19 protein-coding genes and 6 pseudogenes are annotated in these 22,484 nt (G+C 54.0%); 15 read left to right on the top strand and 10 right to left on the bottom strand.

All coding sequences use genetic code 11. The features are described 5' to 3' along the window. Positions 1 to 14: 14 nt before the first annotated feature. A complete protein-coding gene (locus ACWWJF_RS19285) occupies positions 15 to 194 on the bottom strand; it encodes a hypothetical protein (RefSeq protein ID WP_455871281.1) in 180 nt (59 codons plus the stop codon). A 136-nt stretch (positions 195 to 330) separates the two neighbouring features. On the opposite strand from ACWWJF_RS19285, the gene ACWWJF_RS19280 reads away from it, so the two are divergent. Next, complete coding sequence (locus ACWWJF_RS19280; RefSeq protein WP_455870329.1) at positions 331 to 597, top strand: hypothetical protein; 267 nt, start codon at positions 331 to 333, stop codon at positions 595 to 597. Here the strand turns inward: ACWWJF_RS19280 and ACWWJF_RS19275 are convergent. Next, positions 572 to 1,903: an IS4 family transposase gene (locus tag ACWWJF_RS19275; RefSeq protein ID WP_455868936.1), complete on the bottom strand. Its 1,332-nt coding sequence runs from the start codon at positions 1,901 to 1,903 to the stop codon at positions 572 to 574. The genes ACWWJF_RS19280 and ACWWJF_RS19275 overlap by 26 nt on opposite strands. Before the next feature lie 169 nt (positions 1,904 to 2,072). Here ACWWJF_RS19275 and ACWWJF_RS19270 point away from each other — a divergent pair, with 169 nt between their 5' ends. The 4 genes from ACWWJF_RS19270 to ACWWJF_RS19255 are packed head-to-tail and all read left to right on the top strand — an operon-like array spanning position 2,073 to position 3,512. Beyond that, a complete protein-coding gene (locus ACWWJF_RS19270) occupies positions 2,073 to 2,267 on the top strand; it encodes a hypothetical protein (RefSeq protein WP_455870328.1) in 195 nt (64 codons plus the stop codon). Then, positions 2,264 to 2,842, top strand: coding sequence for a hypothetical protein (locus ACWWJF_RS19265; RefSeq protein ID WP_455870327.1), 579 nt, complete (start codon positions 2,264 to 2,266; stop codon positions 2,840 to 2,842). The genes ACWWJF_RS19270 and ACWWJF_RS19265 overlap by 4 nt, the downstream gene beginning before the upstream one ends. A gap of 15 nt (positions 2,843 to 2,857) precedes the next feature. Next, a complete protein-coding gene (locus ACWWJF_RS19260) occupies positions 2,858 to 3,205 on the top strand; it encodes a hypothetical protein (RefSeq protein WP_455871176.1) in 348 nt (115 codons plus the stop codon). Continuing rightward, the gene (locus ACWWJF_RS19255) at positions 3,186 to 3,512 is read left to right on the top strand and encodes a primase-helicase zinc-binding domain-containing protein (RefSeq protein ID WP_455870326.1); all 327 of its coding nucleotides are present in this window, start codon (positions 3,186 to 3,188) and stop codon (positions 3,510 to 3,512) included. The genes ACWWJF_RS19260 and ACWWJF_RS19255 overlap by 20 nt, the downstream gene beginning before the upstream one ends. On the opposite strand, the pseudogene ACWWJF_RS19250 reads toward ACWWJF_RS19255, so the two are convergent. Further along, positions 3,501 to 4,308, bottom strand: a pseudogene (locus tag ACWWJF_RS19250) (IS5 family transposase). The gene ACWWJF_RS19255 and the pseudogene ACWWJF_RS19250 overlap by 12 nt on opposite strands. A 106-nt stretch (positions 4,309 to 4,414) precedes the next feature. On the opposite strand from ACWWJF_RS19250, the gene ACWWJF_RS19245 reads away from it, so the two are divergent. Further along, on the top strand, positions 4,415 to 5,959 hold the full coding sequence (locus ACWWJF_RS19245) for a DUF5906 domain-containing protein (RefSeq protein ID WP_455870325.1): 1,545 nt from the start codon (positions 4,415 to 4,417) through the stop codon (positions 5,957 to 5,959). Positions 5,960 to 5,962: 3 nt separating this feature from the next. Here ACWWJF_RS19245 and ACWWJF_RS19240 read toward each other — a convergent pair. The 3 genes and pseudogenes from ACWWJF_RS19240 to ACWWJF_RS19230 all read right to left on the bottom strand — a co-directional run. Continuing rightward, positions 5,963 to 7,131 (bottom strand): IS3 family transposase gene (locus ACWWJF_RS19240; protein WP_455870324.1). Its coding sequence is split into 2 segments (ribosomal slippage): positions 5,963 to 6,876 and positions 6,876 to 7,131, totalling 1,170 coding nucleotides; the frame shifts between segments, so codons are not numbered across the junction. A 75-nt stretch (positions 7,132 to 7,206) separates the two neighbouring features. Next, positions 7,207 to 7,460: pseudogene (locus ACWWJF_RS19235) on the bottom strand (ISL3 family transposase); the annotation flags it as partial. Positions 7,461 to 7,630: 170 nt separating this feature from the next. Next, a pseudogene (locus ACWWJF_RS19230) lies at positions 7,631 to 8,419 on the bottom strand (ISL3 family transposase); the annotation flags it as partial. A gap of 68 nt (positions 8,420 to 8,487) precedes the next feature. Here ACWWJF_RS19230 and ACWWJF_RS19225 point away from each other — a divergent pair. From ACWWJF_RS19225 to ACWWJF_RS19205, 5 genes and pseudogenes are all read left to right on the top strand, one after another. Further along, a pseudogene (locus tag ACWWJF_RS19225) lies at positions 8,488 to 8,781 on the top strand (YfbU family protein); the annotation flags it as partial. 28 nt (positions 8,782 to 8,809) lie between these two features. Continuing rightward, entirely contained in the window at positions 8,810 to 9,469 is a 660-nt protein-coding gene (locus tag ACWWJF_RS19220) for a sugar phosphatase (RefSeq protein WP_455871175.1), read from the top strand. 165 nt (positions 9,470 to 9,634) lie between these two features. Beyond that, positions 9,635 to 10,735 (top strand): annotated as a pseudogene (locus ACWWJF_RS19215) (SLC13 family permease); the annotation flags it as partial. 92 nt (positions 10,736 to 10,827) lie between these two features. After that, positions 10,828 to 12,035 (top strand): IS3 family transposase gene (locus ACWWJF_RS19210; protein WP_455871153.1). Its coding sequence is split into 2 segments (ribosomal slippage): positions 10,828 to 11,149 and positions 11,149 to 12,035, totalling 1,209 coding nucleotides; the frame shifts between segments, so codons are not numbered across the junction. A 22-nt stretch (positions 12,036 to 12,057) separates the two neighbouring features. Continuing rightward, positions 12,058 to 12,822, top strand: a pseudogene (locus tag ACWWJF_RS19205) (SLC13 family permease); the annotation flags it as partial. Positions 12,823 to 13,158: 336 nt separating this feature from the next. Here the strand turns inward: ACWWJF_RS19205 and yfbR are convergent. The 3 genes from yfbR to ACWWJF_RS19190 form a co-directional block, all read right to left on the bottom strand. Further along, positions 13,159 to 13,758 carry a 5'-deoxynucleotidase gene (gene yfbR, locus ACWWJF_RS19200; protein ID WP_455870323.1) on the bottom strand — a complete coding sequence of 200 codons (600 nt, stop codon included), beginning with the start codon at positions 13,756 to 13,758 and terminating at the stop codon, positions 13,159 to 13,161. Positions 13,759 to 13,870: 112 nt separating this feature from the next. Further along, positions 13,871 to 15,085 carry a pyridoxal phosphate-dependent aminotransferase gene (locus tag ACWWJF_RS19195; RefSeq protein WP_455871174.1) on the bottom strand — a complete coding sequence of 405 codons (1,215 nt, stop codon included), beginning with the start codon at positions 15,083 to 15,085 and terminating at the stop codon, positions 13,871 to 13,873. A 272-nt stretch (positions 15,086 to 15,357) separates the two neighbouring features. Further along, positions 15,358 to 16,526 (bottom strand): IS3 family transposase gene (locus tag ACWWJF_RS19190; RefSeq protein ID WP_455870322.1). Its coding sequence is split into 2 segments (ribosomal slippage): positions 15,358 to 16,271 and positions 16,271 to 16,526, totalling 1,170 coding nucleotides; the frame shifts between segments, so codons are not numbered across the junction. A gap of 182 nt (positions 16,527 to 16,708) precedes the next feature. Between ACWWJF_RS19190 and ACWWJF_RS19185 the strand changes: the two genes are divergently transcribed. Then, on the top strand, positions 16,709 to 16,807 hold the full coding sequence (locus ACWWJF_RS19185) for an IS1 family transposase (RefSeq protein WP_455870321.1): 99 nt from the start codon (positions 16,709 to 16,711) through the stop codon (positions 16,805 to 16,807). Here ACWWJF_RS19185 and ACWWJF_RS19180 read toward each other — a convergent pair. Then, the gene (locus ACWWJF_RS19180; RefSeq protein ID WP_455868936.1) at positions 16,782 to 18,113 is read right to left on the bottom strand and encodes an IS4 family transposase; all 1,332 of its coding nucleotides are present in this window, start codon (positions 18,111 to 18,113) and stop codon (positions 16,782 to 16,784) included. The genes ACWWJF_RS19185 and ACWWJF_RS19180 overlap by 26 nt on opposite strands. A 92-nt stretch (positions 18,114 to 18,205) precedes the next feature. On the opposite strand from ACWWJF_RS19180, the gene ACWWJF_RS19175 reads away from it, so the two are divergent. From ACWWJF_RS19175 to pta, 3 genes are all read left to right on the top strand, one after another. Then, positions 18,206 to 18,876 (top strand): IS1 family transposase gene (locus ACWWJF_RS19175; protein ID WP_455871173.1). Its coding sequence is split into 2 segments (ribosomal slippage): positions 18,206 to 18,425 and positions 18,425 to 18,876, totalling 672 coding nucleotides; the frame shifts between segments, so codons are not numbered across the junction. Positions 18,877 to 19,048: 172 nt separating this feature from the next. Then, positions 19,049 to 20,251 carry an acetate kinase gene (gene ackA / locus ACWWJF_RS19170; protein WP_455870320.1) on the top strand — a complete coding sequence of 401 codons (1,203 nt, stop codon included), beginning with the start codon at positions 19,049 to 19,051 and terminating at the stop codon, positions 20,249 to 20,251. Between the two features lie 93 nt (positions 20,252 to 20,344). Beyond that, complete coding sequence (pta, locus tag ACWWJF_RS19165) at positions 20,345 to 22,483, top strand: phosphate acetyltransferase (protein WP_455870319.1); 2,139 nt, start codon at positions 20,345 to 20,347, stop codon at positions 22,481 to 22,483. The last annotated feature ends 1 nt before the right edge of the window (position 22,484 follow it).

Below are 22,484 nucleotides of genomic sequence, written 5' to 3'. Positions count from 1 at the left end.
GGGACACAGCCTAGTCAGGCTTTGGGTTCAATGCCTCGTGACTGTAATTCTTTTCTGATAATTCGCTTTATCCAAGCTGAAACAGAAGCATCACCATCTTGTGAAAGAGCTTTTTTAATCCCTTCTTCAAGTGGTGCTTCGACACGCAAAGCAATTTGCTTGCTTCCCTTACCTTGGATACTAATGGTTGACACTTGGTATACTCCTGTATATAGTGAAGTTGTAAGCCAATTGTACGACAAGTGCTTACCTCAAACAACGAAGCCCGGCAGTGCTACAACACTAACCGGGCCTCTGACCACCAACGATAACGTACTTATCGAGGTAGCTATGTGTAACTATACCGCCCTTATCGGCAGGGACAAGCCGAGCTTTACCCAAACTCGCCCTGAGTTTATTGATACCTACTGGATTATCCCCGAATACGAGACCACGCCCTACGGCAAAGTGTCGTTCACACGTCAAGATCGCCGCACCTTCATCGCTCTGTTCAAAGACAGCCGCCTGATATGGGCTGGACGTCAACCTGTGCAAGGAAGGGTCAAAATCACCCCACCTTCAACCCACCTCGTTATACACATCTCTGTTCGTGCCTGAGCGCGCGTAGCGTTTCGGCGGCCGTCATGACTTTCTGCAAGCCTTTCCAGATAGTTTTTGCGCCTGGTTCACCGTCGCCTTTTCGAGCAAGAAAGCCTCCCAGTTGCGCAACTAAGCGCAATACTTCGTTTAGCTTAGGGCGGCCCTTGGGCATACGCTTGTTCATCAGTAGGTAAGCGCCATGAGTCTCGTCGGAATCAAAGAACAACATTGCGTCCAGCTCTGGACAGGTTCGTCCCATACGCATTAAATAGGCGATGCGCCATGCCACGATCATGAACAGCGCCAATGCCCGCTCAATGCGATCCACGGTCGATAACTGTAACGCTTCGACACAGCAGCCGTTCTTCAGCACATTGAAGAACATCTCGATTTCCCATCTAGCCCGATACCAGTCGATCAGCTCCACGATATCTTCTCGTCCTTCAGGTACGCGATTGCTCAGCAACCGCCACTCGACCGGCTTCACGCCTGCTGGCGGCTCAATTTCCTTGGCTATCACACAAGTCACTGCCAACCCGCAACGCAGCGACACTCGCTTCACGCGCAGCGCCTGTTTCACCGTACGCGCCTTCTGCCCCGCGCGAGCCGCCATAACGAATTGGATTTCTCCCACCGGCACGGTCTTTCCAACCTTCTGCCAAAGCTTCTCATTACAGTCCAGACTGCGATTATGAGTCGAGCGGATCAACCAGTCAGCCGGAGTGCCAAGGTCATCAGCGAGCTGCATCAACGCCTTGATATCCGCTTCGCGATCGGCTAAGTACACCAGACGTGTGTTTGGCAACTCCGAGGCGAGTTCAGCAACTCGCTCGTATCCCTCGAGCCAGCGCGTACTCTCCTTGATCCCATCGCGTTTTCCGTCTGCATCCTTCGGCTCTCTTGCCCACATCCACGCATCCAGTACGCCCAACCCCACGCGATCCGGACTGACCGCGTAGGTCGGATGCAGATACAGACCACGCCTGGCTTCGTAGTTCAAGGGACCCAAGCCTTGGATTTGCTGCCCGTTGAAGTCAAGCTCGGTAGTGTCTTGGATACACAGCACAACCTCGTGTTCTCGGATCCTTTCCTGCGTACGCTGCCAGTGAGGTTGCAGAATGTCTCGCCATTCGAATGCTTGGTTCTCCATGAAGCGGTAAGCACCCAGCGTCTCAGACCATCCGAGGCACGCATGCGGAATGCTGGCTTGCGGATTCTCAGCCAGCCGTATCAAAAGCCCTTTGGCACGCTTATTGAGCCTCGTGTCACCAAGATTTACCCCTTCCAGTTCTTGGTGTGCCCAGCCATCTGAATCCCGTGTCATTTTTCAGCGCCGTAAATGGCGATAGTACACGTCGGTTTCACTTCATTTACAACCCCACCGGCTGCCTATTTCAGCCCGCTAACCCTTGGCATATAAGGCGTTGCGGACTTGTGTATAACGAGGTGACCTTCAACCATAACGGAAATCGTTACAGTTCAAGAGGTGGCACATGCGTAACACACCTATCTCTCTCGATACCGCAGCATACCGTGCAAGTGCAGCATGTTCACTGTATGAAGTCATTATTGACAAGGCTAATGATGAGAAAGTATCTCCGGTTCTTATCGACTTACTCAGTATAGAGTGTGACCTCAACTGCGAAGTTAGCCGCACGTTGGCTGCTGTGATGGAGGATGCCGCATGAGTCGCTATCACGTCGAGAATACCCCGGACGGTATCAACATCTCGCAACACACCGCTGAGCGCCTGTACGAGCATGTAGACCTCATACCCTACGCCGATGCCATGACGCGCCTTGACGCTGGTGAGTGGGATGACGACCTAAATTTGGCGTTTGAGATTGCCCGCAAATGGGGGCAGTCCGACTACGACTATACCAACCATGACGCGCTACTGCTGTGGCGTTGGCTGATTGCTTACGCCTTCAACCGTGAGCAACGTGAAGCCAACGGTACCGTTACCGTTGAATGGCGTCCGGGTGAGTTCAAGGAATGTGCGGTTTATCAGGGCGAATATGGCGCGATGAACCTGTATCTGGCGGCTGAGCGTTTCGCGATGGCTAACAACATCGAGGGGGCGCTGATTGAGAAATACGGCGCGGAACAGGGAACGCTAAACGCTATCCAGTTTTATATGGAGATGCGCGATGAAAACGGCGGCCTCTCCGAGATGGGGCGCGAGGTGCTATCCGAGTTGCACGATAGCTTTATCAAAACGCTGAACGAGTCCGGGATGCCGGAAGCGCCAACCACACACTGAGGGGGAAATATGACACTGGTAACAAAAAACTTCCGCCTTAATGCGCTGGCTAACCAGTATTCGGCGGTGCTGTATGACCATCTGACCACGACCAATGGTGGGGAGCACTTTGTGATTGAAACGGTACCCCCTATTGAAGTTCAGATAGTTGGTGGGGTGAAAGGCGTCCGTGACCTCGTGGATAGCTATTTTCTGGAAGCCTTGCAGCAGAACTACAGGCTATGGGAGGACGCTGCCATACGGTTATTGGAAAAGTGCATCACCGAGTGCGGATTGACCGCCTACGGTGCTGAAATCTGGCAGTCGATGGTGGCAGATATGACGTCAACGCTCGGAGGTGGGTATGACTACTTTTGTCGATGATATCCGCCTCAAGGCCAACGGGCATTGGGAAGCCATCTTGCAGCGCCTCGACATATCGACCAACCGCAAGGAGGGCGAATGCCCTCACTGTGGGGGTAATACCCGTTATCGTTTTGACGACAAGGAAGGGAGAGGCACTTACTTTTGCTCACACTGTGGGGCCGGTACAGGGCTGGATTTGGTGATGAAAGTGTTCCAGTGCAGCGCTCCTGATGCTGCCAGAAAGGTGGCTGAGGTGATGGCGATACCGCTTCCGGAGAAGAAGCCAGCCAAAGAGAAGGTTAGGCTGTGTCCCTTAATTACATAACCTCTGGTAAAACAGGTGGATGCAGCCCAGTTTCAACATTGCCAGATAATTCCTCGCCGTTTTGTCGTAACGTGTCGCAATGCGACGGTATTCTTTCAGACGGCCAAAGCACCGTTCAACAACGTTCCGATTGCGGTAGGCGTCACGATCGAGCTTTGAACGACCATCCACCGCCATTTTTTCAGTGGATTTCCGGGGGATAACAGTTTTTATACCTCTGTTTTTCAGCTCGTTAGGTAATACATGCCCGGAGTACGCCTTGTCAGCGAGTACCGCATGACCACGGCGTTTCATACTGCCGTTATGGCGTTGAACACCAATACCGTCCAAAAGACGTAGTGCAAACTGACTTTCATGAGCCTGACCGGGGCTCAACACGATGTTTAACGGAAGACCACTTCCGTCTGTAGCCAGATGGATTTTGGTGCCAAAACCACCTCGAGAGCGACCCAGCCCATTATCTCCGGTGATATCGGGATGTTTTTTTGAGCACCGGCAGCACATTTCAGCGCCCTGATATTGCTACCATCCAGCGCAGTCGCTGACCAGTCCACGAGGCCATGGGCATCAAGTGATGAAAGTAACTTATTGAAAATAAGGTTAATGACTCCCGATTTTGACCATCGGTTAAAGCGGTTATAAACGGTTTTCCATGGGCCGTATCGCTCAGGTAAATCACGCCATGGGGCACCAGAGCACAGCCCCAGAACATGCCATTGATAATCATGCGATGCTCAGCCCATGGGCGTCCGGCCTGTGGTGTTGCTGGTTCAGCAGGGAGTAAGGGCTGGATGATAGCCCATGCTTCATCGGGAAGGTCGTAGCGAGCCGTAGTTCAAAATGATGTAGAAACAAACAGTTAATATAACTCATGGGATTAAGGGACACAGCCTAGGGTTCCTATGGCTAACTGGATCGCCGCATTGATGAAGTCCACCCATAGCGGAGAGTCCGTCTATCTCAACAATAAGGGGCTGAAAGGCCCCCATTCGCTGTTGGATGACGGGTCAATACTGTTGGCGCTTAGAACGATAGACGGCGCGGTGACGGGTGCGCATGTGATTGGCACTGACGGGCGCAAGCGCCTGATTGCCGGTTCAAAAAAGAAAGGGGCATTTATTCCGCTGGGCTACATCCCCCAGAGCGCTGAAATGGTGCTGATTGCTGAGGGCTACGCTACAGCAACGACGGTACATCAGATACGACCGGATGCCTTTACGGTAGCGGCGATGGACGCGGACAACCTGCTACCCGTTGCGAAGGTAATAAGGGAAAAATATCCTGCAGCAAAAATCATCATTGCCGCCGACAACGACATTAAGCCCGGTGAGCGCAACAAGGGTAAGGAGAGGGCCGAGAGCGCCGCCACCGCTGTTTCTGGCTGGGTGACGTTGCCGCCCACTGACCACAAGGCGGACTGGAACGACTACCGCCAGCAGAACGGGCTAGAGGTTGCGACGCTCGCCTTTAACGAAGGGCTAAGCCATTTTACCCCCGCCATGATGATAGCCGAACATCGCGCACTGGCTGACGGTGAAGCGCTGGCGGATGAAGATATCAAGATACTGGAGGCGATCAACGAGACGTACACGCATGTGACGATTGGCGGCAAGCATCGCGTGGTTAGCTTGAAACCGTGTCAGGTGAACGGCGTGACGCATGTCTTTGAGGACATATCACAGTTTAGAAACTACTTTCTTCATTGTGAACGTATAGCCCGTAAACCCGCTGGTGTGGCGTGGCTGAACTGGCCGGGGAAAAACTACAAGCCGGGTGGCGTGGGCTTCTATCCATCGCCGTCAAAATGCCCGGAGAGCGTCTATAACCTGTTCACTGGCTTATCCGTTGAGCCAACGCCGGGGGATTGTTCGCCTTACCTCGAGCATCTGCGGCGGGTGATTTGTGCCGGGGACGAGACCACCTACGCCTATCTGATTCGCTGGATGGCACATTTAATACAGCGCCCGGATGAAAAGCCGTCAGTCGCTATTGTGATGAAGTCCATTCCCGGAACGGGGAAAGGCACAATGGTGCGTCCACTACAGGATATTCTCGGGCAGTATGCGGTACATATCAACGGTGCCGGGCAGATCGCCGGGAAGTTCAATGCAACGATGGCGAACAAGCTCCTGATCTTTGCCGATGAAGTCACGGTAGGGCGCAACTATGAAGGTGATCGGCTGAAAGGCATCATCAGCGAGAACTCGATTAACCTTGAACGGAAAGGGATTGACCCGGAGCCAATGCCGAACTTTGCCCGGCTGATATTTGCTAGCAACAGCATACAGGCATTGAAAGCGGGGATCCGTGAGCGGCGCTATCTGGTGCTGGAGCCAGATCCGGCTCATGCTCAGGAAAAGGGCTATTTCGATAATCTGCACAATTGGCTGAACAATAACGGTGCCGGACGGTTGCTGAATTTTCTCCAGCATTACGATTTGGTGTAGTGGTCAACTAATATTGGCCACCCCATTAGACTGTATGTAGAACAGTCGCTCAGATTCGTTTGGAGTTAAGCCGCCGTTATACCAGTGAGGCCGGATAGCGCTGTAATACCCCGTGATGTAGCGGATAATCGCGTCCTGGGCTTCGCTGAAGCTGTTGTAACCCTTTGTCGGCACCCATTCTGTCTTCAGGCTGCGGAAGAACCGCTCCATTGGCGCATTATCCCAGCAGTTACCCCGCCGACTCATACTCTGCTTTATCCGGCAGCGCCACAGGGCTTGCCGGTATTGACGGCTGGTATAGTGGCTGCCCTGGTCGCTGTGGAACATGACTCCTGTTGGTTGTCCCCGGAGTTCCCAGGCCATCTGCAACGCTTTAACTGTCAGCGCCGAGTCCGGCGACGTCGACATGGCCCAGCCCACCGGTTTGCGGGCGAACAGATCTAGCACCACCGCAAGGTAAGCCCAGCATTTGCCCGTCCAGATGTAGGTCACATCGCCGCACCAGACCTGATCCGGCGCGGTAACCGCGAACTGGCGGTTGAGATAGTTCGGTATTTCAACGTGTTCATTGCCGCCGCGTTTGTATTTGTGAGCCGGTCGCTGGCAGCTGGCGATACCCAGCTCCTTCATCAGCTTGCCAGCCAGCCAGCGCCCCATTTTGACACCAGAGCTGCCGGTGACGATGGTCGCGATACTTCGAGCGCCGGCAGAGCCGCCGCTGGCGTTCCAGGCTTCCATGACGCGGCTACACTTAACCACGCGCTCACCGTCGGGTTCATTAGCGGAAGCCTGCCAGTGCCTGTAGCTGCTGCGATGTACCTCAAAAGTTTGGCACAACGCCGTGACCGGGTATCGCGCCCTCAGCCTGTCGACTACCGTGAACCGTTGAGTGAGTCCGACATTAAGAGCGCCGTAGCCTTTTTTAGGATTTCGTTCTCCATTTCAAGGCATTGGACTTTTTTCTTCATCTCACGCAGCTCGAGCTGTTCAGGGGTAAGAGGAAGTCCCGTTGGCGTTTTTCCCTGTCGTTCAAGGCGAAGCTTATTGACCCAGCGACTAATGGCAGAATGGCTGACATTAACCGCCTCTGCGGCCTTAACGTATGTGTAGCCGTGGTCGACAACCAGCTTTGCGGCTTCGAGCTTAAATTCCGCCGTAAAATGTTTACCCATGAGGTCACCTGTCGTGTTGATGAGGTGAGCATATCACCTCCGATCAGGTGGCCAGTATCAGTGTGCCACTACACACAGCCTTTTTCCTATCGTTTTCGCCGCATTTTTCATCATGGGAACGTCACTGTTGGCCGCCAGCGCCAGCCATATCTGCCTGTCATTCCGTCTTTCCTCGCTCCATGGCCTGTTCCAGATATCCTTTGCCAGCTCTTTCAGCGCCCAGCACTGGCTCGTCAGCTTCATCTGTGCACGCAGCCATATCAGCTTTTCCCGCTGTACTGCCACAGGAAGCGGGTCCCCTTTGCCTGACGCCGGCTTTCAACAGGAAGGTGCGTATGGGCTTTGTTGAATAATAGGGAATCGTGCTGTTTTACTATGCCCATTTTGGTAGAAAATGCTTATCACCTCAGGCATTCCGTTTTCTCATGATGCTTAACTGCATGATTTTACGTTGCTGGAAACAATCGTTTTACTGGGCTGGTAGCATAAAATCTGTTTATTCAACAAAGCCGTGCGTATGTTCATTCTGGCGGGTTTTATCCACCACTTCGCCCAGTTGCTTTGCTACATGGAAGCGGTCGAAGGCGATTTTCTCAACCGCACTGGGTAAGTGGATACGTGCTGCTCTTATATATCCTGCATTCATGTCCATTGAGAGCGTTTTGATAGCCAGCAACTGCCCGTCAGTGAGCGTGCGAAGATAGCCGGCGAGACTCTCTGTGCCGCGATCATCCGTTAAGGCCAGCGCCCGTCCATCGCGATCGGAGATCACCGTTATGTAACGATGCCCTTTTTTAAAGACGACCTCATCCACATTCATATGACGGGAGGATAATGGCTTTTTTATCCGGGCAAGACCTCGCTTAACGGCCCGGATCATAATGCCGTCAACCGCATTCCAGCTGAGCTTAAGTTGTTTCCTGACAGCATCAACGGTGCTGATTTTCAGACATGAGAGCACAAACGATTCGAACAGCAGCGTATACCGGCTGCCAGGCCCTGCCCACGGAACAGGCAACGTCTGGCAGCCATGCTCCGGACACATAATGCGGGGAACCTCTGCTTCAACCAGCGTGGTGAACTGGCAGGTATCGAGGTGCCGCCATTTACGATGACGGTGATCGTGAACAGAACAGGATTTACCGCAGGTCGGACAGGCTAACCGGGTGTTTTCAGCGATTCCAACAGTGACAGTAACAGAACCGGCATTTTCATCGAGAGAAAGGGACCTTACCTGCCACGGAACGGACAGGTTGAGAATATGAGCGTAGAGAAACTTTTCGTCCATGGCGGTGACCTCTGGCGATTAAATGCACCATTATCATGCCTTCAGCCACCACAACAAGAGAAGACCCAATGCACCACGCCTTGCAGGTTTCCTGGGATAACCTGAAAGACCGCAAGGATCTGGATCAGCGTCGCTTGGCCTTTTTGGGCTTTGATGCCGCGACCGAAGCGCGCTATCTCGGCTTTGTTCGTTTCATGGTGCATGTGGAAGGGCGTTACCCGCATTTCGATTCCGGTACTCACGGCTTCAACGCACAGACTAAAATGTGGGAAAAATACAACCGCATGCTGGCAGTGTGGGTGTCCTGTCCGCGTCAGTATCATTTGAGCGCCGTAGAGATTGCGCAAATCATCAATGCCTGAACCGGTGAAACAAAACAAAGAGGTGGTTGTGGAGTGTAAAGATTTCCTGTTTGATTTAGATGGTACGTTGGTGGATTCACTACCAGCCGTGGAGCGTGCCTGGGTTAATTGGGCGGTTGCCCATGATATCGCCCCCCTGGAGGTGCTTGATTTTATCCATGGCAAACAGGCGATCACCTCGCTGCGCCACTTTTTGCAGGGTAAAAGCGAAGCGGAGATCCAGCGTGAGTTTGATGAACTGGAGCGCACCGAAGCGTCTGACACGCAGGGCGTGCAGGCGATGCCGGGCGCAAGCCAACTCCTTGAACGTCTTAACGCACTCGGCATTCCCTGGGCTATCGTGACATCAGGCACCGTACCTATCGCCCATGCGCGCCATCGTGCCGGGCAATTGCCGCAGCCGCAGGTGTTTATCACCGCCGAACAGGTGGCTCGCGGTAAGCCGCAGCCGGATGCTTATCTGCTGGGTGCTGCAAGCCTGAGTCTGGAACCGCATGAGTGCGTGGTGGTAGAAGATGCGCCTGCCGGATTGGAATCTGGATTAGCGGCAGGTTGTCAGGTGATTGCCGTTAATGCCCCGGCGGATACCTTGGCGTTAGAGGACGTTGATATGGTTCTGACATCGCTAACGCAACTGACCTTGACGCCTATGCCGAACGGTGTGCAGGTGAGTAAGCTAACCGATTGATAAAAGCGTAACTAAATATGATCAAAACCCCGCCTCGGCGGGGTTTTTTTATGGCAGACTACCAGAATAGACTTGGGTTAAGCGTGATTTTTTAGGCTGTTACCGTCTGGACGGTTATAAGTGACCGTGTTGCCGCTGGCTTACGCGTTTTTTGGGGAGAATCATTTGAACCGCGAACTGCTCTGGGTGTTATCCCTGCTGTTCATCGCTATCTTATTGTTTAGAAAAAATAAGCTACGCATGGATGTGGTGGCGCTGCTGGTTATCATCGCCTTTGTGTTGAGCGGTACCTTAACGCTGTCGGATGCGCTAGTCGGCTTCAGCGACCCCAACGTGATCCTTATTGCCGCGCTGTTTGTTATTGGCGAAGGGCTGGTCAGAACCGGCGTGGCGTATCAGGTCGGGGAGTGGCTGATTCGCGTTGCGGGCAACAGTGAGATCAAGATGCTGGTGCTACTGATGCTGACCGTAGCGGCGCTGGGCGCATTTATGAGTTCCACCGGTGTGGTGGCGATCTTTATCCCTGTGGTGCTGAGCGTTTCGGCCAAAATGAAAACCTCACCGGGGCGGCTGATGATGCCGCTCAGTTTTGCTGGCCTGATCAGCGGGATGATGACGCTGGTGGCGACGCCGCCCAACATGGTGGTAAGCAGTGAGTTGATGCGTGACGGCAACCACGGTTTCGGCTTTTTCAGCGTCACCCCGATTGGTGTCGTGGTGTTGCTGCTGGGCATTGCTTACATGCTGGTGGCTCGATTCTGGCTGAGCGGTGTCGATCCGCTAGCGGCGAATAAAGAGGGCTGGAAGCGCAAGACCTTCCGTGAGCTGATTCGCGATTACAAGCTGACGGGCAGAGCACGTCGTTTGGCGATACTGCCGGGTTCACCTTTTATCGGCCACCGCCTGGACGATTTGCGTCTGCGCCAGCGCTACGGTGCCAACGTGGTGGGGATTGAGCGCTGGCGTAAGTTCCGTCGCGTGATGGTCAGCGTGGCGGGTAACACCGAACTGCGGTTAAACGATGTGTTGCTGATTGATATGTCAGCCTCTGAAGTCGATTTGCGTGAGTTTTGCACCTCTCAGCGCTTGGAACCGATGGTGCTGCGCGGTGAATACTTTTCTGAACAAGCTCGCGATGTGGGGATGGCGGAAGTGTCGCTGATCCCCGATTCTGAGCTCATTGGTAAGACGCTTTATGACGTAGGCTTCCGCAGCCGCTACGGGCTTTCTGTGGTCGGTATCCGCCGCAATGGTGAGGCGATGGACGTGATGTAGCCCCCTGTAACACCAGACAGTAGCTGTATCTCCAGATAAGAGATAGGCTTAGATATATGTCTAACAATCATGCTAATTTTGAAATGACCGGGATCCTGTTAGGGCAAGAAGTCCGTAAGCGTAAAACTCCGCAAGAGAAAATCGCCATCATTCAGCAGACAATGGAGCCGGGGATGAACGTCTCCCATGTAGCCCGCCTGCATGGCATCCAGCCCAGCCTTTTGTTTAAGTGGAAGAAGCAATACCAGGAAGGAAGCCTCACCGCCGTTGCGGCCGCAGAAGAAGTGGTTCCAGCTTCGGCGCTGGCGACTGCCCTCAAGCAGGTCCGGGAGCTACAGCGCCTTCTGGGTAAGAAGACGATGGAAGTTGAGATCCTCAAAGAAGCAGTGGAGTACCGCCAGTCGCGAAAATGGATAGCGCACGCGCCCTTGTTGCCAAAGGACGGGGAATAGCTCTGGTCAGCCGCGCCATGAGCGTGTCGCGTGCGCAGCTGTCACTGCGGGTTAACCGTTCTGCCGACTGGCTGGACAGGCGCAGCAACCGGCGTAATGACGAAGCTGATGCTGAGATATTATCGGACATCCTCCGTATCATCAGCGACATGCCCAGTTACGGTTACCGCCGAGTGTGGGGTATCCTGCGTAAGCAACGTCGTGCAGAGGGACTTCCACCGGTGAACGCCAAACGGCTTTACAGGATAATGAGCGAGCATAACCTGCTGTTGTTGCATGATAAAACTGAACGTCCGAAGCGGGAGCATAAAGGCAAAATCGCGGTAGCAGAGAGCGATATGCGCTGGTGCTCAGATGGCTTCGAGTTCGGTTGTGACAACGGCGAGAAGCTGCGGGTGACGTTCGCACTGGACTGCTGCGACCGGGAGGCCATAGACTGGGCAGCGAGCACCAGGGGTTATGACAGTTCAACCGTGCAGGATGTGATGCTGAGGTCGGTGGAAAAACGCTTCGGTAGCGCGCTGCCGGATAAACCAGTGCAATGGCTGACGGATAATGGTTCAGCGTACACAGCGCATGAAACGCGGAAGTTCGCCAGAGAACTGAATCTGGAGCCCTGCACAACAGCAGTGAGCAGTCCACAGAGTAACGGCATGGCAGAACGGTTCGTGAAGACGATGAAGGAAGATTACATCGCCTTCATGCCAAAACCCGATGTGCGAACAGCGCTGAAGAATCTTGCAGCGGCGTTCAATCATTACAATGAAAACCATCCGCACAGTGCGCTGGGATACAACTCCCCAAGAGAATATCGGCGCCAGCGGGCATCGTTAACTTAAGATACAAAAGCTGTCCGGAGATGGTGGGTCAAGATCAGGTGAGGCGATGGACGGATTGCTGGCCGACGAACCGCTGCAACTGGGCGATATCCTGCTGGTGATTAGCGACTGGCGTATGATCCGCCAACTGCAATCGCAAAAGCATGTGATGCTGGTGTTGAATCTGCCTGCCGAAGTGGATGACGTTGCGCCTGCGGTGAGCCAGGCTCCGCACGCGCTGTTCTGTCTGGCGCTGATGGTAGCCATGATGCTGACTGACGAAATCCCCAATGCGATTGCTGCGTTGATTGCCTGTTTGCTGATGGGAAAATTTCGCTGTATTGATATGGAAAGCGCTTACCGTGCGATCCATTGGCCGAGCCTGATTTTGATCGTCGGGATGATGCCCTTTGCGCTGGCGCTCCAGCAGACAGGTGGTGTGACGCTGATTGTGAATGCCCTGATGGACGTTGCAGGGGGTGCTGGGCCTCAGGTGATGCTGGTGTGCCTGTTTGTGTTGTGTGCGACGATCGGACTCTTTATTTCCAACACTGCTACCGCCGTGTTGATGGCGCCGATAGCAATTGCCGCGGCAACACAGATGGGGGTTTCGCCGTATCCCTTCGCCATGATCGTAGCTATCGCCGCCTCCGCGGCATTCATGACACCGGTTTCTTCACCGGTGAATACGCTGGTGCTCGGCCCGGGTGGCTACCGCTTTGGTGATTTAGTCAAAGTGGGTGTGCCGTTCACTGTGCTGGTGATGATTGTTAGTGTTGTCATGGTGCCGTGGCTATATGGCTTCTAATTATTATAGGTTTTGGTTTTTTTGGGATTCGCATGAAAAATTGTGCCGAGGTGAGCGGGGCCGCTGGGTGAGCCGCATGGACGCGGCGAAAGGCAGCGCCGTGCCGGGAGCGCGTCGCTGACGGCCTGAATAGCGGACACGGACGCCGAGGGGACCGCGCAGCGGCACAATTTCTTGCGAAAAGCCAGGGGCCATGGGGCGACGGCGATTGAGCCGCCCCATGTCGGGCGCGTGCACCTTGGTGTACAGATAATCACGCAGGTTTTCGCACACGAAACCTCAACTGCACTAACAGAAATACCGATATCAACGTCAGCGTTGTACGCTGATATCGACTTATAACGTGGAACCCTGACTAATCTCATCCAGTGACAGGCTAAAACTCGGAATAAATACCTCCATGAAGTAGTCCATCTCCGGGCTTTGGCGTTGTTGCAGCGTCTTTTCCAGCCGAGTTTTGGCAAGGGCGAACTCGCTGTTACCGGCTGAAAGCTCTTCAAGGCATTTCAGGTAAGCGCACAGAGCATCCGCCTGTTTGACGATGGCGTGCTCTTCTTCACTACAGCTACTGTCATCAATCAGTTGGCGATAATCCTGCTGTAATTCGGGCGGCAACATGGCAATCAGGCTGCGCTGCGCCAGATTTTCTATCTTCTTGTACTCATGGGCGATCTGCGCATTGAAATATTTTATAGGGGTTGGCATATCCCCGGTCAGCACCTCGCTGGCATCGTGGTACATCGCCAGCATCCCGATGCGTTCTGCGTTCAGGTTGCCATTGAATTTGCGGTTTTTGATCACCGCCAGTGCGTGAGCAACAAAGGCCACCTGAAGGCTATGCTCAGATACGTTTTCGGTGCGCACGTTGCGCATCAGTGGCCAGCGGCTAATCAGTTTCAAACGGGATAAATGGGCGAAAAAGTGACTCTGATTCATCATGTTCTCTCAGACGGCAGCACCATAATCAGATATTGTGGCCGCTCTCGGGAAGGATGTAAACGCCAGCGCGTCGTGAAAAATGGCGCGCTGGCATGATGCAAACAGAGACTTACTGATGGTAGTGCGACAGGAAACGGCCCAGTTTGTGGATGGCGGAATCCAGTTCATCTACACGCGGAAGCGTAACGATACGGACGTGGTCCGGATGCGGCCAGTTAAATGCAGTGCCTTGCACCAGCAGCACTTTTTCTTGCAACAGCAGGTCCAGCACCAGTTTCTGGTCATCATGGATATTGAAACGCTTGGCGTCGATACGCGGGAACATGTAAAGCGCTCCCTGTGGTTTGACACAGGAGACGCCCGGGATCTGGTTGATCAATTCCCAGGCGCGCAGACGCTGTTCATACAAGCGTCCACAGGGGTGGATGAACTCACTGATGCTCTGATAACCGCCCAGCGCAGTCTGGATGGCGTGTTGCATAGGCACGTTGGCACACAGACGCATCGATGCCAGCATTTCCAAGCCTTCGATATAGCCTTTAGCATGCTTTTTCGGGCCGTTCAGCACCATCCAGCCCTGGCGGAAACCGGCTACCCGGTAGGTTTTAGATAAACCGTTAAAGGTCACCGTCAGCAGATCCGGTGCCAGCGCGGCGATGGAGTGGTGTTGCGCCTCATCGTACAGAATTTTGTCGTAGATCTCGTCAGCAAAAATAATCAGGTTATGCTGGCGTGCAATTTCCACGATTTCCATCAACAGCTCTTTGCTGTAGACGGCACCAGTAGGGTTATTGGGGTTAATGATCACGATGCCGCGCGTGCGTGGAGTGATCTTGCTGCGAATGTCGTCCAGGTCGGGGAACCATCCGGCTTCTTCATCACACAGATAGTGTACCGCATGCCCGCTGGATAACGAGACGGAGGCGGTCCACAGCGGATAATCCGGTGCAGGAACCAGCATCTCGTCGCCTGTGTTAAGCAACGCTTGCATGGATTGCACGATCAGTTCGGAGACGCCGTTGCCGATATACACATCTTCCAGTGTCATTTCACGCATTCCGCGCGGTTGATAATGCTGCACAATGGCCTTACGCGCGGAATAAAGTCCTTTGGAGTCGCAGTAACCCTGCGCGGTAGGTAAATTGCGGATGACATCGACCAGAATTTCATCCGGTGCATCGAAACCAAACGGCGCAGGGTTGCCGATGTTCAGTTTGAGTACTTTATTTCCTTCCTCTTCCAGGCGCTTGGCTTCTTTTAGCACCGGGCCGCGAATGTCATAGCAAACATTATCCAGCTTTTTAGACTTCTCAATGGGAGACATCATAGATAGAGCGAACCTTTTTCAGGAAAAGCGTATTTCGCGATGAAATAGTATAACCTGCCTAATGTACTCCTGTGTTTACCCCTTTTGAAGAATGATCGTCGATTTTAGTGCAATGCTGCGGGCGGCTGCACTGTTATTGTGCATTGATATCCCCGCAGAATTTCACTAATCCCTTTTTAAAAAAAGGGAGATAAAGCATCCTGTGAGTCTTTCTTTTCGTCAGGCTATTTATTCGGAGCGTGAAAATATAATTTCCAGTATTGTAGTGGTCAACTAATATTGGCCACCGCATTAGACTGTATGTAGAACAGTCGCTCAGATTCGTTTGGAGTTAAGCCGCCGTTATACCAGTGAGGCCGGATAGCGCTGTAATACCCCGTGATGTAGCGGATAATCGCGTCCTGGGCTTCGCTGAAGCTGTTGTAACCCTTTGTCGGCACCCATTCTGTCTTCAGGCTGCGGAAGAACCGCTCCATTGGCGCATTATCCCAGCAGTTACCCCGCCGACTCATACTCTGCTTTATCCGGCAGCGCCACAGGGCTTGCCGGTATTGACGGCTGGTATAGTGGCTGCCCTGGTCGCTGTGGAACATGACTCCTGTTGGTTGTCCCCGGAGTTCCCAGACCATCTGCAACGCTTTAACTGTCAGCGCCGAGTCCGGCGACGTCGACATGGCCCAGCCCACCGGTTTGCGGGCGAACAGATCTAGCACCACCGCAAGGTAAGCCCAGCATTTGCCCGTCCAGATGTAGGTCACATCGCCGCACCAGACCTGATCCGGCGCGGTAACCGCGAACTGGCGGTTGAGATAGTTCGGTATTTCAACGTGTTCATTGCCGCCGCGTTTGTATTTGTGAGCCGGTCGCTGGCAGCTGGCGATACCCAGCTCCTTCATCAGCTTGCCAGCCAGCCAGCGCCCCATTTTGACACCGGAGCTGCCGGTGACGATGGTCGCGATACTTCGAGCGCCGGCAGAGCCGCCGCTGGCGTTCCAGGCTTCCATGACGCGGCTACACTTAACCACGCGCTCACCGTCGGGTTCATTAGCGGAAGCCTGCCAGTGCCTGTAGCTGCTGCGATGTACCTCAAAAGTTTGGCACAACGCCGTGACCGGGTATCGCGCCCTCAGCCTGTCGACTACCGTGAACCGTTGAGTGAGTCCGACATTAAGAGCGCCGTAGCCTTTTTTAGGATTTCGTTCTCCATTTCAAGGCATTGGACTTTTTTCTTCATCTCACGCAGCTCGAGCTGTTCAGGGGTAAGAGGAAGTCCCGTTGGCGTTTTTCCCTGTCGTTCAAGGCGAAGCTTATTGACCCAGCGACTAATGGCAGAATGGCTGACATTAACCGCCTCTGCGGCCTTAACGTATGTGTAGCCGTGGTCGACAACCAGCTTTGCGGCTTCGAGCTTAAATTCCACCGTAAAATGTTTACCCATGAGGTCACCTGTCGTGTTGATGAGGTGAGCATATCACCTCCGCTCAGGTGGCCAGTATCAGTGTGCCACTACATATAAAGGCAGAGCGGTTGTTTTTTTACCGAGCGGAGAACGATCCCGACACGGTAATGCCTTCAAATAGTTGGCTTTTGTGATATTCTGCCGCTATTTGAGGTTTCCACGTGGTTACTGCTTTTGTTCATTGGCCTCGCTGCCATTCAGATAAAGTTTATCGACATGGCCTTAGTCACCTCGTTATACACATCTCTGTTCGTGCCTGAGCGCGCGTAGCGTTTCGGCGGCCGTCATGACTTTCTGCAAGCCTTTCCAGATAGTTTTTGCGCCTGGTTCACCGTCGCCTTTTCGAGCAAGAAAGCCTCCGAGTTGCGCAACTAAGCGCAATACTTCGTTTAGCTTAGGGCGGCCCTTGGGCATACGCTTGTTCATCAGTAGGTAAGCGCCATGAGTCTCGTCGGAATCAAAGAACAACATTGCGTCCAGCTCTGGACAGGTTCGTCCCATACGCATTAAATAGGCGATGCGCCATGCCACGATCATGAACAGCGCCAATGCCCGCTCAATGCGATCCACGGTCGATAACTGTAACGCTTCGACACAGCAGCCGTTCTTCAGCACATTGAAGAACATCTCGATTTCCCATCTAGCCCGATACCAGTCGATCAGCTCCACGATATCTTCTCGTCCTTCAGGTACGCGATTGCTCAGCAACCGCCACTCGACCGGCTTCACGCCTGCTGGCGGCTCAATTTCCTTGGCTATCACACAAGTCACTGCCAACCCGCAACGCAGCGACACTCGCTTCACGCGCAGCGCCTGTTTCACCGTACGCGCCTTCTGCCCCGCGCGAGCCGCCATAACGAATTGGATTTCTCCCACCGGCACGGTCTTTCCAACCTTCTGCCAAAGCTTCTCATTACAGTCCAGACTGCGATTATGAGTCGAGCGGATCAACCAGTCAGCCGGAGTGCCAAGGTCATCAGCGAGCTGCATCAACGCCTTGATATCCGCTTCGCGATCGGCTAAGTACACCAGACGTGTGTTTGGCAACTCCGAGGCGAGTTCAGCAACTCGCTCGTATCCCTCGAGCCAGCGCGTACTCTCCTTGATCCCATCGCGTTTTCCGTCTGCATCCTTCGGCTCTCTTGCCCACATCCACGCATCCAGTACGCCCAACCCCACGCGATCCGGACTGACCGCGTAGGTCGGATGCAGATACAGACCACGCCTGGCTTCGTAGTTCAAGGGACCCAAGCCTTGGATTTGCTGCCCGTTGAAGTCAAGCTCGGTAGTGTCTTGGATACACAGCACAACCTCGTGTTCTCGGATCCTTTCCTGCGTACGCTGCCAGTGAGGTTGCAGAATGTCTCGCCATTCGAATGCTTGGTTCTCCATGAAGCGGTAAGCACCCAGCGTCTCAGACCATCCGAGGCACGCATGCGGAATGCTGGCTTGCGGATTCTCAGCCAGCCGTATCAAAAGCCCTTTGGCACGCTTATTGAGCCTCGTGTCACCAAGATTTACCCCTTCCAGTTCTTGGTGTGCCCAGCCATCTGAATCCCGTGTCATTTTTCAGCGCCGTAAATGGCGATAGTACACGTCGGTTTCACTTCATTTACAACCCCACTGGCTGCCTATTTCAGCCCGCTAACCCTTGGCATATAAGGCGTTGCGGACTTGTGTATAACGAGGTGGGCCTTAGTCCAACTAAGCGCGAACGCTTCCGGTGTCAGTGCTGTCGCCGTGTATTCCAGCTTACCTACCGCTATGAAGTGCGAAAGCCGGGAGTCAAAGAGCAGATCGTTGATATGGCCTTCAACGGTGCCGGTGTTCGCGATACCGCCAGAACGTTGAAAATCGGCATCAATACGGTCATCCGGGCTTTAAAAAGCTCTCGCCCCGCAGGATAACGTCTTCTCCCGTTGCTCACGCCGACGTCGCCCTTATCTGTGAACTTGATGAGCAATGGAGCTTCGTTGGCAATAAGGCGCTACAGCACTGGCTCTGGTACGCTTACAATACCAAAACGGGCGGTGTTCTGGCCTACACTTTTGGCCCCCGAACCGATGAGACCTGCCGTGAATTGCTGGCTCTGTTGACACCGTTCAACATCGGCATGATTACCAGTGACAACTGGGGCAGCTATGCAAGAGAGGTTCCGAAGCAGAAACATCTGACTGGCAAGATCTTCACGCAACGCATAGAGCGCAATAACCTGACGCTCCGTACCCGCATTAAACGACTGGCGCGTAAAACGATTTGCTTCTCGCGCTCCGTCGAGATCCACGAAAAAGTCATCGGAGCCTTCATCGAAAAACACATGTTCTACTAATTGGAGTGATTACCCAGTATGCTATGCGGATAGGCCATATCGGCGCTTTTTCATGGTCATGTCAGGGAAATCACACCGTGCCATGACGTTAGTCATAAATGTCAGCGGCTGTTTAGGCTACGCTACGCGCTGTTTGACATTTGTTCACCATGTATAACAAGTAGGTACTTCCATGTCGAGTAAGTTAGTACTGGTTCTTAACTGCGGTAGTTCATCCCTGAAGTTCGCGATCATCGATGCTGTTAACGGGGAAGAGTACCTGTCAGGTCTGGCCGAGTGTTTCCACCTTCCTGAAGCCCGTCTCAAGTGGAAAATGGATGGTGCCAAGCAGGAAGCTGCGCTGGGCGCAGGCGCTGCACATAGCGAAGCGTTGAACTTCATCGTTAACACCATTCTGGCACAGAAACCGGAACTCTCCGCGCAACTGGTTGCTATCGGTCACCGTATCGTACACGGCGGAGAGAAATTCACTCAGTCTGCCGTGATCAACGACGACGTACTGCAAGGCATCAAAGATTCCGTGCCTTTCGCACCGTTGCACAACCCGGCTCACCTGATTGGCATCGACGAAGCGCTGAAATCCTTTCCGGCGCTGGCAGACAAAAACGTTGCCGTATTCGACACCGCATTCCACCAGACCATGCCGGAAGAATCCTACCTGTATGCCCTGCCGTACAAACTGTACTCCGAGCATCACGTTCGCCGCTATGGCGCACACGGCACCAGCCACTTATTTGTGACTCAACAGGCCGCAGAAGCGCTGAACAAGCCGGTTGACGAAGTTAACCTGATCACTTGCCACCTGGGCAACGGCGGTTCCGTAACCGCAGTGCGTAACGGTAAGTGTGTCGATACCTCCATGGGTCTGACCCCGCTGGAAGGTTTGGTCATGGGTACCCGTAGCGGTGACATCGACCCGGCAATCATCTTCCACCTGCACGATTCCCTGGGCATGAGCGTTGAGGCTATCAACAAGCTGCTGACCAAAGAATCTGGCCTGCTGGGCCTGACTGAAGTCACCAGCGACTGCCGCTATGTTGAAGACAACTACACCACCAAGGCGGATGCCAAACGTGCCATGGACGTGTATTGCCACCGTCTGGCTAAATACATCGGTGCCTACAGTGCGCTGATGGAAGGCCGTCTGGACGCCGTTATCTTCACCGGTGGTATCGGAGAAAACGCTGCCATGGTACGTGAACTGACGCTGAACAAACTGGGCCTGCTGGGCTTTGAAGTCGACCACGAACGCAACCTGGCTGCTCGCTTCGGCAACGGCGGCAACATCAGCAAAGAGGGCTGCCGCCCTGCGCTGGTAATCCCGACCAACGAAGAGTTGGTTATCGCGCAAGACGCCCTGCGTCTCACCGCGTAAGACAAGTAATCCGACACCGTCAGCCAAGGCTGACGGTGTCGTTTCTGACCAAGCTGTTTTTGACTCAGCGAGCAACCGTAAAGAGGTTTAGCCGTGTCCCGTACAATCATGTTGATCCCCACTGGCACCAGCGTTGGTCTGACAAGCGTCAGCCTGGGTGTCATTCGTTCCATGGAACAAAAAGGCGTGCGCCTGAGCGTGTTCAAACCGATCGCGCAGCCGCGTTCTAGCGACAATACGCCGGACCAGACCACCACCATCATCCGCGCCAACTCAGCCATCACTGCGGCTGAACCGTTGAAAATGAGCCACGTTGAAGCGCTGCTCAGTTCCAACCAGCAAGACGTGCTGATGGAAGAAATCATCGCCAACTACCACGAAAAAACCAAAGATGCAGAAGTGGTGTTGGTTGAAGGTCTGGTGCCGACGCGCAAACATCAGTTTGCCAACGCGCTGAACTATGAAATCGCTAAAACCCTGAACGCCGAAATCGTGTTCGTTATCGCACTGGGCAACGACTCTCCGGACCAGTTGAAAGAGCGCATCGAACTGGCTCGCAGCAGCTTTGGCGGCAGCAAGAACAAAAACATCACCGGCGTTATCATCAACAAGCTGAACGCTCCGGTGGATGAGCAAGGTCGTACCCGTCCTGATTTGTCTGAAATCTTCGACGATTCCAGCAAAGCAGACGTGCCGAACGTCGATCCGAAACAACTGTTTGCCAACAGCCCGCTGCCGGTACTGGGCTGTGTGCCGTGGAGCTTCGATTTGATCGCTACTCGCGCGATCGACATGGCAAAACACCTGAATGCCCGCATCATCAACGAAGGCGAAATTCAGACCCGTCGTGTGAAAACCGTGACCTTCTGCGCGCGCAGCATTCCGCACATGTTGGAACATTTCCGTCCGGGCTCCCTGCTGGTAACCTCTGCGGATCGTCCTGACGTCCTGGTTTCCGCTTGTCTGGCTGCCATGAACGGCGTTGAAATCGGTGCCGTGCTGCTGACCGGCGGTTATGAAATCGATGCCAGCATCGCCAAACTGTGCGAACGCGCCTTCCAGACTGGCCTGCCAGTATTTATGGTGAACACCAACACCTGGCAGACCTCACTCAGCCTGCAAAGCTTCAGCCTGGAAGTTCCGGCTGACGACAGCGAACGCGTTGAGAAAGTCCAAGACTACGTGGCTCGCCACATCGACAGCCAGTGGATCGAATCCCTGAGCGCCGCATCCGAGCGTTCTCGCCGTCTGTCTCCACCGGCATTCCGCTATCAGTTGACCGAACTGGCACGCCAGGCAGGCAAACGCGTTGTGCTGCCGGAAGGCGACGAACCGCGTACCGTGAAGGCCGCCTCTATCTGTGCCGAACGTGGTATTGCGCATTGCGTGCTGCTGGGTAACCCGGAAGAGATCCAACGCGTTGCTGCTGCACAGGGTGTTGAACTGGGCAAAGGCATCGAAATCGTCGATCCGGATGCCGTTCGCGAACGCTATGTTCCGCGTCTGGTTGAGCTGCGTAAGAGCAAAGGCATGACCGAAGTGGTCGCGCGTGAGCAACTGGAAGACAACGTGGTGCTGGGCACCCTGATGTTGGAACAAGGCGAAGTTGACGGTCTGGTTTCCGGTGCCGTTCACACTACCGCTAACACCATCCGTCCGCCGTTGCAGTTGATCAAAACCTCTCCGGGCAGTTCACTGGTTTCTTCCGTGTTCTTTATGCTGCTGCCGGAACAAGTGTTTGTCTACGGTGACTGCGCCATCAACCCGGATCCGACCGCAGAGCAACTGGCCGAAATTGCGATTCAGTCCGCCGATTCCGCCGCCGCATTTGGTATCGATCCGCGCGTTGCCATGATCTCCTACTCCACCGGTAACTCTGGTGCGGGCAGCGACGTGGAAAAAGTGCGTGAAGCAACCCGTCTGGCACAGGAAAAACGACCGGATCTGGTGATCGACGGTCCGCTGCAATACGACGCAGCAGTAATGGCTGACGTAGCGAAATCCAAAGCGCCGAATTCTCCGGTTGCGGGTCAAGCTACCGTGTTCATCTTCCCGGATCTGAACACCGGTAACACCACGTACAAAGCGGTACAACGTTCTGCTGACCTGATCTCCATCGGGCCGATGCTGCAAGGCATGCGCAAGCCGGTGAACGATCTGTCCCGTGGCGCGCTGGTAGACGATATCGTTTATACCGTTGCACTGACTGCTATTCAGGCTACCCAGCAATAAT

The organism is Symbiopectobacterium sp. Eva_TO (genome assembly GCF_053848865.1).
The sequence above is the reverse complement of the archived record's forward strand: the minus strand, read 5'-3'. Positions and strand labels throughout refer to the sequence as shown.

Coding starts and splice junctions, on each gene's coding strand:
- ACWWJF_RS19180 (WP_455868936.1), bottom strand. CDS start 18,113: ATGACACGGGATTCAGATGGCTGGGCACACCAAGAACTGGAAGGGGTA.
- ACWWJF_RS19195 (WP_455871174.1), bottom strand. CDS start 15,085: ATGTCTCCCATTGAGAAGTCTAAAAAGCTGGATAATGTTTGCTATGAC.
- ACWWJF_RS19255 (WP_455870326.1), top strand. CDS start 3,186: ATGACTACTTTTGTCGATGATATCCGCCTCAAGGCCAACGGGCATTGG.
- ACWWJF_RS19270 (WP_455870328.1), top strand. CDS start 2,073: ATGCGTAACACACCTATCTCTCTCGATACCGCAGCATACCGTGCAAGT.
- yfbR (WP_455870323.1), bottom strand. CDS start 13,758: ATGAATCAGAGTCACTTTTTCGCCCATTTATCCCGTTTGAAACTGATT.
- ACWWJF_RS19280 (WP_455870329.1), top strand. CDS start 331: ATGTGTAACTATACCGCCCTTATCGGCAGGGACAAGCCGAGCTTTACC.
- ACWWJF_RS19245 (WP_455870325.1), top strand. CDS start 4,415: ATGGCTAACTGGATCGCCGCATTGATGAAGTCCACCCATAGCGGAGAG.
- ACWWJF_RS19275 (WP_455868936.1), bottom strand. CDS start 1,903: ATGACACGGGATTCAGATGGCTGGGCACACCAAGAACTGGAAGGGGTA.
- ackA (WP_455870320.1), top strand. CDS start 19,049: ATGTCGAGTAAGTTAGTACTGGTTCTTAACTGCGGTAGTTCATCCCTG.
- ACWWJF_RS19265 (WP_455870327.1), top strand. CDS start 2,264: ATGAGTCGCTATCACGTCGAGAATACCCCGGACGGTATCAACATCTCG.